Origin of the sequence: Paenibacillus sp. AR247 (assembly GCF_002968895.1) — a bacterium.
GTDB classification, from domain to species: domain Bacteria; phylum Bacillota; class Bacilli; order Paenibacillales; family Paenibacillaceae; genus Paenibacillus_AQ; species Paenibacillus_AQ favisporus.
The window spans coordinates 1-8,460 of record NZ_PCZT01000114.1 but is presented as its reverse complement, the minus strand read 5'-3'; the positions used below and the strand labels follow the sequence as shown (position 1 = coordinate 8,460).

The following is an 8,460-nucleotide window of genomic DNA, read 5'->3' as shown; positions in this document are numbered from 1 at the left end:
CATGCCGAGCTTTATTCTCACGGTTGTTCTTGGCATCTATCCGATTGCTTGGGCTATGCGATATATGTTCTATGACTACAAAGGTTATGGGGCTGAGAAATTCATCGGCCTCGATAACTTCACTCGCGTGTTTAAGGATCATGAGTTCTGGAACTCCGTTGTGAATACCTTTGTGTATGCTGGCGGCAAGCTGGTGCTTTCGATTCCGCTTGCCCTCATTTTGGCCGTCCTTTTAAATCAGAAGATCCGAGGCAGAAACGTGCTTCGCGCCATCATATTTATGCCGACGATTATCAGCACGGCAGTCATGGCCGTCGTGTTCTTCACGATTTTCAATTCGTACAACGGCATCCTGAACCAATTTCTGCTGAAATATAAGTTGATTGGCAGCGCCGTTGATTGGCTGGGCGTCGACTACTCAATGCTGACGGTCATCCTGGTGGCGGTATGGGGTGCCGTCGGCAATTACATGCTGCTGTTTCTAGCCGGATTACAAAACATTCCGGAGGACGTATATGAAAGCTCCGCCCTCGATGGAGCGAATAAACTCCAGCAGTTTCGCTATATTACCATCCCGATGCTTGGACCGGTCATGCAGATGATCATTATGCTGGCCATCATCAATGCGCTCAAAGGCTACGAGAGCATTATGGTCATGACAGACGGGGGTCCGGTGGGAAAAACCAATGTCATGTTTCTGTATGTCTATAAGCTGTTTTTTCCGACAGCCGGCTCGGGTGCAGCAACTCAGGTTCAAGAGATGGGATATGGCAGCGCGGTAGCTTTCGTTACGGCCGTGATTGTAGGCCTGATTACGATTCTTTACTTCTACGTTTCTAAGCGGATGAGCCAATACGAATAAGGAGGGACGCGTTCATGAAAATCGCATCGAGAACTTTGATGTGGGTGTTTTTGGTGCTGGTCGCGTTTCTTACGCTATTTCCAGTGCTCATTACGATTCTAGGTTCATTCAAGACCAATGCCGAGCTGACCGCAGGCGCTACACTGATGCCGACGATTTGGCAGTTCAGTAACTATTCCGAGGCCTGGAAGCAGGCCAATTTTTCGACCTACACGGTGAACAGTCTCTTCGTTGCCGTGACTTCGACCATCGGCATTTTGTTCGTTTCCTCGATGTCCGCTTACGTGGTGAACCGGATGGAGTTCCCAGGTAAAAAAGTGTATGTGGGCATGCAGGCGTTTACAATGTTCGTCGCCATTGGTGCGGTGGTGCTACGACCGCAGTTCGAGCTGATGATTAAGCTGCACCTGCACAATACGCTGTGGGGGGTCGTCCTGATCCTGATCAGCGCGCACGCTTCGGCCTTTTTTATACTGCAGAGTTTTATGACTGGCATACCCAAGGAGCTGGACGAGGCGGCCCGGATCGATGGCTGCTCGCGGGGGCGGACGTTCTGGACGATCATTCTGCCCCTGCTCACTCCAGGGCTGGGGGTATGTGCATTGTTTGCGTTCCGTGGGGCTTGGAATGAGTACTTATTGCCGTTTGTGTTTACGCTGAGCAAGCCTGAACTTCAGACGCTGACCGTAGGGCTGGCCAACCTGAAATACGGGGTATCGGCGGCATCGCAAACTCACTATATGATGGCGGGAGCCTGTTTGTCGATCCTGCCGATCCTCGTTGTGTATCTTTTTGCCAACAAGTCGTTCATGAAGATGACTGCCGGCTCCCTGAAAGGATAGCGGCAGCACTTGATCAAGGAGGTTGAATTCAAGATGAGTTTACCGATTATAGGAAAGCTGTCATCCAGTTCCGTCATCCGGCGCCACCCGGATAATCCCGTTCTAGATGCGGCGCGCGTGCCCTACCCCACGGCGCTGGTCTTTAATGCCGGTGTCACCATATTTAAAGGAAGGTATGTGATGGTGTTCCGCAATGATTACGGATCACTGGAGAAGCAGACTCTTGAGCCGCATCATACCACGGATCTTGGCGTCGCGTTCAGCAGCGATGGCATCCAATGGGACGTGCAGCCGAAGCCGTGCTTCAAGCTTCATGACGAGGAAATCATCCGGGCCTACGATCCGCGACTGACCGTGATCGACGGTCGCTGTTACATGTGCTTCGCTGTTGATACCCACCACGGCATCCGCGGCGGGGTTGCCGTCACGGACGATTTTATCGATTTTGAAATACTAAGCCTATCCACGCCGGATTTGCGCAACATGGTGCTGTTCCCGGAGAAGATCGGGGGCAACTATGTCCGCCTGGAGCGGCCGTTTACCGTGTACAGCCGGGGCGGCGTCGATCGATTCGACATATGGATTTCCGAATCCCCCGACCTCAAATATTGGGGTAATTCCGATCTCCTTATGGCCGTTGAGCATGTCCCCTTCTCAAATGACAAGATTGGGCCGGCTGCCCCACCGATCAAAACGGAGAAAGGGTGGCTTACGACGTTCCATGCGGTTGATATTGATCCGGCGCGCGGGAAAAACGGCTGGGAGGACACGTGGAAGAAACGCTACACGGCCGGACTCATGCTGCTCGACTTAGAGAATCCGAGAAAGATCGCCGGCATGTACCGCGAGCCGTTGCTCGCCCCCGAGACTGATTATGAGACGGGTGGTGGGTTCCGCAACGATGTGATCTTTCCGGGAGGCATGGTACTGGAAGATGACGGCCAGGTAAAAATCTATTATGGCTCGGCGGATACCGTGGAGTGTCTGGCTACCGCCCATATTGATGATCTGTTGAAATTGTGCCTGGAGGGCTGAAAGGGTGGGATGGAATGTGAAAGCATGGGAGCAGCTGAAGAATCCGCCGTCCCGTTACCGACCAGTGCCTCTGTGGTCCTGGAATGACAAGCTAGATTCGAGTGAGTTGATCCGACAGATCGAGGAGATGCATCAGGCCGGCATCGGGGGCTTTTTCATGCATGCCCGTGGCGGCCTTCAGACGCCTTACATGGAAGAAGAATGGATGGAGGCCGTACGTGTTAGCATCGAGAAGAGCCGCATGCTTGGCATGGAGCCTTGGCTGTACGACGAAAATGGCTGGCCCAGTGGTTTTGGGGACGGCAAAGTTCCGGCTCTGGGGCTCGAGTACCAGCAAAAGAGACTGGCGGTTGAATACGCCCCGTTCAATCACAGGACAGACGGAATAATTGCGTTATACAAGCAGACGGAACAGGGATTCCGCTTGCTGGATCTGAAGGAAATCGATAATGCGGATTTGCGCGTTTATTACGAAGTCAATCCCTACTATATTGATACATTAAGCAAGCAGGCGGTTGGCGCCTTTATTCGAGAGATCTATGATACTTATTGGGAGCGGTTTGGCGAATTGTACGGTTCGATCCTTAAAGGCGTATTTACTGATGAACCGCAGTTCGCACGCCGACAATTACCATGGTCGTTCGATCTCGCTGCTGCCTTTGAGCGGAAGTGTGGCTATGCACTTCTCCCTCACCTGCCTGCCTTATTTACGGAAACGGAACACTACCGTAAAGTCCGATACGACTATTGGTACTGTGTTACGGAATTATTCACGGAAGCCTATGCCAAGCAAATCGGCGATTGGTGCGGGAGCAGGGGATGGTCCGCAACAGGACATGTTGTGGATGAGCAGACGTTGATGGATCAGGTGACTTCGGTCGGTGATCCGCTTTCCTTTTATGAATATTTGCAAATTCCTGGATGTGACTGGCTTGGTCGGTTCGTCGGTGACGATCCGATCGTTCCGAAGCAGGTGAGCTCGGTCGCGAGACAGCTAGGCAAAAGCCAGGCGATTACGGAAAGCTTCGGGTGCTCCGGCTGGAACGTTAGCCTGCAGGAGCTTCGGCGGATCGGGGAATGGCAGTTCGTGCATGGGATCAATCTCATGTGTCCACATTTGCAGAGCTATTCTCTGCAAGGCTTACGCAAGCGGGATTATCCCCCTTCACTTTTTTATCAACAGCCTTGGTGGCCCGATTATCGGCTGTTTAATGATTATTTTGCGAGACTGTCCATGCTTCTGTCGGAGGGCCATCGACAGGCGGAGGTGCTGCTTCTTCATCCAATCCGCTCGGCGTGGGTCCTCCAGGAGGGAACGGACGCATCCGCAAGTGAGCCGTACCATAACGCCTTTGTGCAGTTATCTCGTTGGCTGTGCCAATCACTAATCGGGCACGACTACGGGAGTGAGTTCATGATTGAGCGTCATGGCGAGGTGCGGGGAGACCGCTTTATGGTCGGAAACGCCGCCTATAGCGTCGTCATTGTACCACCTGGTGTCACCCTGGGATCAACAACGTCAGAGCTGCTGCTCCGATTCGTCCGGAATGGAGGTACAGTGCTCGCGTATGGGCCTTTTCCGCGACTAGTTGGCGGCGAATACAGTTTAGAAGCCAGAGAGTGGATCTCCAAGGCGTCTCAGCCTGCTTGGAACCGGGAATCTTTAGTACAACATGTATACCGGGCGGCTGCGCCAAGCATTTATTTGACGGATATTTCGGGTACCCCCGTGGTGTCCGACCGAGTGAACGTCCAGGAATTGGAGTTGGACGGTACTACTTTGTTTTACTTGGTTAATTCGGACGAGAGAAGTTATGGGGAAGTGTATGTCCACATTTATCGTACCGGTGAAGTTTCCTTGATTGACTTGGAAAGTGGAGAGATCAAATCTGTAAGTTGGGAGACAATCGATGGCGGCGTGAAGGTGATCTTGCCGCTGTTTGCGGCGGGGTCTCATATGATCAAACTCGACCCTGTAAAGAAACAGCAGCTATCAACGCCCGTGAAGTCCCTAGGTAAACCGGCGGAAGAAGCGGTCATCCGTCTGAACGATTTATGGAAAATCACCGAGACAAGTAAGAACAGCCTGACACTGGACACATGCCGCTTCCGAATAGAAGACGATAATTGGTCCGAGCCCCAGCCATTGTTCATTATTCAGGAGCGTCTGCTTCATATCGGCCGCTCCAGTGTTGAACTGGAATTTGAATTTCTTAGCCAATTGAGCCCATCGCATGATCGGGCCCTGTATCTCGTCATGGAAAACCCCCATTTGTTTCAGATCACGATCAACGGACAACCGGTTGCACCCGTCAGTGAGGGCTGGTGGATGGATACTTCCTTTAAAATGCTGGATATTCGGGACCTTACGAAACCAGGGATCAACCGTATTGGGCTGAAAACAACGTTTCATCTTTCCCCCGAAATGAGTCAGGCTTTGGAGCGCGCACATCAATTTGAATCCGAAGGCAACAAGCTGACCATAGAGACAGAGCTCGAAAGTATCTATTTGTTGGGGGATTTTTCGGTTCAGTCCGCATCGCCGTGGACGTTCGGGGAGCGTCGTGCCGTTTTTAACGACGGGCCTTTTTCTTTGGTAGAACAGCCGGATCAGGTTCATGCCGACCACTTGGCAGAGCAAGGATATCCCTTTTTTGCGGGGACCTTCACTCTGGAACAGACTGTAGTTCTTCCGCAAAAGGGTTGGGGTAGAGCGACCTGGCAGTTCCGAACGCCGCCGGACGCCATTGTCAGTCGACTGCGGATAAATGGCCGAGAGGTGCGAGCTTTTGTATTGGGAACCCTACGAGGCAGATATTACGCAACATTTGCAGCCAGGGGAAAACCGCATCGAGCTGGAGCTAACGGGAAGCTGCCGGAATGTGCTTGGTCCTCATCACCACATCAAAGGCGAGGTATATAAGGTGGGTCCGGACAGCTTTAAGAATACACCTGGATGGACAGACAAGGATCTCGATCCCGGTACTTCGATTTATGAGCAGCGCTATGCTTTCGTCAGGTTTGGGCTTTCGGATCGTCCGCAGATTGTGCTGGAAACGCCGGAGGCTTTATAAAACAGGCATACAGAAGGGGCTCTGCCACAGACCTGATATGCCCCGACGCTTTGAAAGGGTTTACGGACGAATGAAGGAGGCGAATTCGGATGGCGAAGGTTAGGAACTGGTTTTACGCATTATTGACGCTCGCGTTGGTCGTGTCGGTATGGATGCCGGGTACGAATGCCCGGGCGGAAGAAAAGAAAGAGAGGGTCACCAGTGAGGGAACCGTACCCGCGACGATCTATGCATATACGCCCTCAGAGCGATACGCGGCTTCGGCCAATTATACGCTCAAAGCTAACGGCGTGGAGATTCCCGTTGTCAAGGGGTTTGGTGATTATGATTATGCCCATTTCTCCATGTCCAAAGGTCCGGTTACGTACGAGCTTACGATTCTGAATACGGACAAGGTGCATGAATATTCCATCAGTCCGAAGAAGCTCGGCATTACGGCGGACAAAGTGGTTGGAACCACCCTTACCTTCACCGCACAATCTGACGAGTACCTAATCGTCATGATGAACAACCGGGCTACTCGGATGGTGATCGCAGCTGATCCGGCCGAAACCGATGTTCCAAAGAAGGAAGGGCAAGGAATCTTCAATATTACGAAAGCACCTTATCGTGTCGCTTCGCATGGAGAGAACACAGGCGCTCAAGGGAGAACGGCTGCTATTCAGCAGGCTATCGACGATGCAAGCGCTTATGGGACGAGTCAGGGGGGCGGCGCACAGGGCATTGTTTACGTACCGGCAGGGACTTACTATATCGGCAATCTTACGCTGAAGAGCAACACGGCGCTGTACATGGAACCGGGTGCGACTTTCGTCGGTACAGGCAGGACCAGCGATTATACAGAGCACTGGTTTAAAGAATCAATGGGCAGACCCGCAACCTGGTGGATTTCAACCGCCTTTCATTCCACCAACATCCGGATTTACGGCAGGGGTACGATCGACGGCAATGGGCAGGCTCTCCATGACGATAAGAGCACGAACGGAACCGGCATGATCAATAACCTGGTCGTTCCGATTGCAACGTCCCATTTTTCCATGGACGGGGTACTCATTCGGGAATCGTCTGCCTGGGCGGTGGTGCCTGTTCGTTCCAACGACCTGACGTTTACCAATTTAAAGATGCTGAACAGCCTGAATATGGGGGAAAACGACGGCATTGATGTGACAGAATCGCAAAATGTGGTGGTGCGCCATTCGATCGGTATTTCGTTGGATGATCCTTATTCCACGAAAGCGTGGGCGGAGGATACGGACATTGCATCGGGCAAAGTGCCTTGGCCGGGCCAACCGGAGCCTGTTGAACATGTTTTAATCGAGGATGCCGTGGCATGGACGAAATGCTACGGATTCAAGATCGGCCAAGGCGTCCTCCAGGACCAGCGGGACATCACCTTCCGGGACGGCGTCGTCTACAAGGCGGCTGTCGGCTTTGCCATTCACCATAAGTATGGTACGGGAAAGGTCGAGAACGTCAAGTTCGAACGGATGGACGTTGAGGATATCAGCGGCAAAAACGAAGACAACAGCGCCTGGATGACGATGTTTACCGTGAACGGAGGGAGTCTTGGCGTGGGGCCGATCAGCGGCGTCACTGTCAAGAATATTACGGTGCGCGACGCGGGCGAAAGCTTCGCCAAGATCAATGGGCAGGATGGGGCTATGATCTCCGGCCTGCTGTTCGAGAATGTGTATATGCCGGGAAGCAGCATGCCCGCCACCACGCTTCAAGAGATGAATTTTCTGAGTAAGGAATATTACAGCGACGCGAAAATTCTTCCGATACAGCATGAGGAGCCGCTTCCGCGCACTAACCTTGCCCTGAACCGGCCAGCTGTCGGATCATCGAATGACGGAACTATAGACACAGCCCCCTACGCCACCGACGGAAATATGTCCACACGGTTTGGAACTAAGCGCGGAGTGGACCCCGGCTGGATCTATGTGGATCTGGGGGAAAGAAAACCGATCGATGAGGTAAGGCTGTATTGGGAAGCTGCCTATGGAAGAAGCTATAAAATTCAGGTGACCGACGACCCAACTGCCGAAGCAAACTGGAGAGACGTATATAGCACGACCGAAGGTAAAGGAGGGCTTGAAACGATTAAGTTTGAGGAAACGAATGCAAGATATGTACGAATGTATGGCACAACCCGAGCGACCCAATACGGTTACTCCATTTGGGAATTTGAAGTTTACGGTCCTGATTCACCGTGAGATCTTCCTGCTTTAGTCTTTCCAGCGTTTTCTGAGAAAATTAATTAAGAATCTGCTGCACCATCCTGTTAGCCATGAAGTGACTCTTCCGGCAAGTAGTCGGAAGAGTCTTTGTCATGTTCTTCAACAGGATTATTATAAATTTATTTATGGATACATCGTTATAATCTAATTTGTCTTATTGGTAGGTGGATCGTAGAATAATCTCTGTAACCAACCAACAAACTAAAGGGAGGAAGTAAAGTGAACAAGAACATTTTGATTGTAGTAACTAATCATTCAGATATACAAGAAGGAAGAAAAACGGGCATTTGGTTATCCGAATTCGCTGAAGCCTATGTCGAGTTTATTAAGAAGGGCTACCTGGTTACCGTGGCAAGCCCGCTCGGAGGACGAAGTCCAATCGATCCAAACAGCGTGAATGATGATAC

General features: G+C 51.8%; 5 protein-coding genes and 1 pseudogene. All 6 read left to right on the top strand.

What is annotated here, in order from left to right; all coding sequences use genetic code 11:
- Position 1: 1 nt before the first annotated feature.
- Positions 2 to 862: a carbohydrate ABC transporter permease gene (locus tag CPT76_RS36465; RefSeq protein WP_105446321.1), complete on the top strand. Its 861-nt coding sequence runs from the start codon at positions 2 to 4 to the stop codon at positions 860 to 862.
- A gap of 14 nt (positions 863 to 876) precedes the next feature.
- Positions 877 to 1,704: a carbohydrate ABC transporter permease gene (locus CPT76_RS36460; RefSeq protein WP_105446320.1), complete on the top strand. Its 828-nt coding sequence runs from the start codon at positions 877 to 879 to the stop codon at positions 1,702 to 1,704.
- A 33-nt stretch (positions 1,705 to 1,737) separates the two neighbouring features.
- Complete coding sequence (locus tag CPT76_RS36455) at positions 1,738 to 2,739, top strand: glycoside hydrolase family 130 protein (RefSeq protein ID WP_105446319.1); 1,002 nt, start codon at positions 1,738 to 1,740, stop codon at positions 2,737 to 2,739.
- Positions 2,740 to 2,743: 4 nt separating this feature from the next.
- A complete protein-coding gene (locus CPT76_RS36450; protein ID WP_105446318.1) occupies positions 2,744 to 5,662 on the top strand; it encodes a glycosyl hydrolase in 2,919 nt (972 codons plus the stop codon).
- 240 nt (positions 5,663 to 5,902) lie between these two features.
- Positions 5,903 to 8,029 carry a galactose-binding domain-containing protein gene (locus CPT76_RS36445; RefSeq protein WP_105446317.1) on the top strand — a complete coding sequence of 709 codons (2,127 nt, stop codon included), beginning with the start codon at positions 5,903 to 5,905 and terminating at the stop codon, positions 8,027 to 8,029.
- 243 nt (positions 8,030 to 8,272) lie between these two features.
- Positions 8,273 to 8,460 (top strand): annotated as a pseudogene (locus tag CPT76_RS36440) (type 1 glutamine amidotransferase domain-containing protein); the annotation flags it as partial.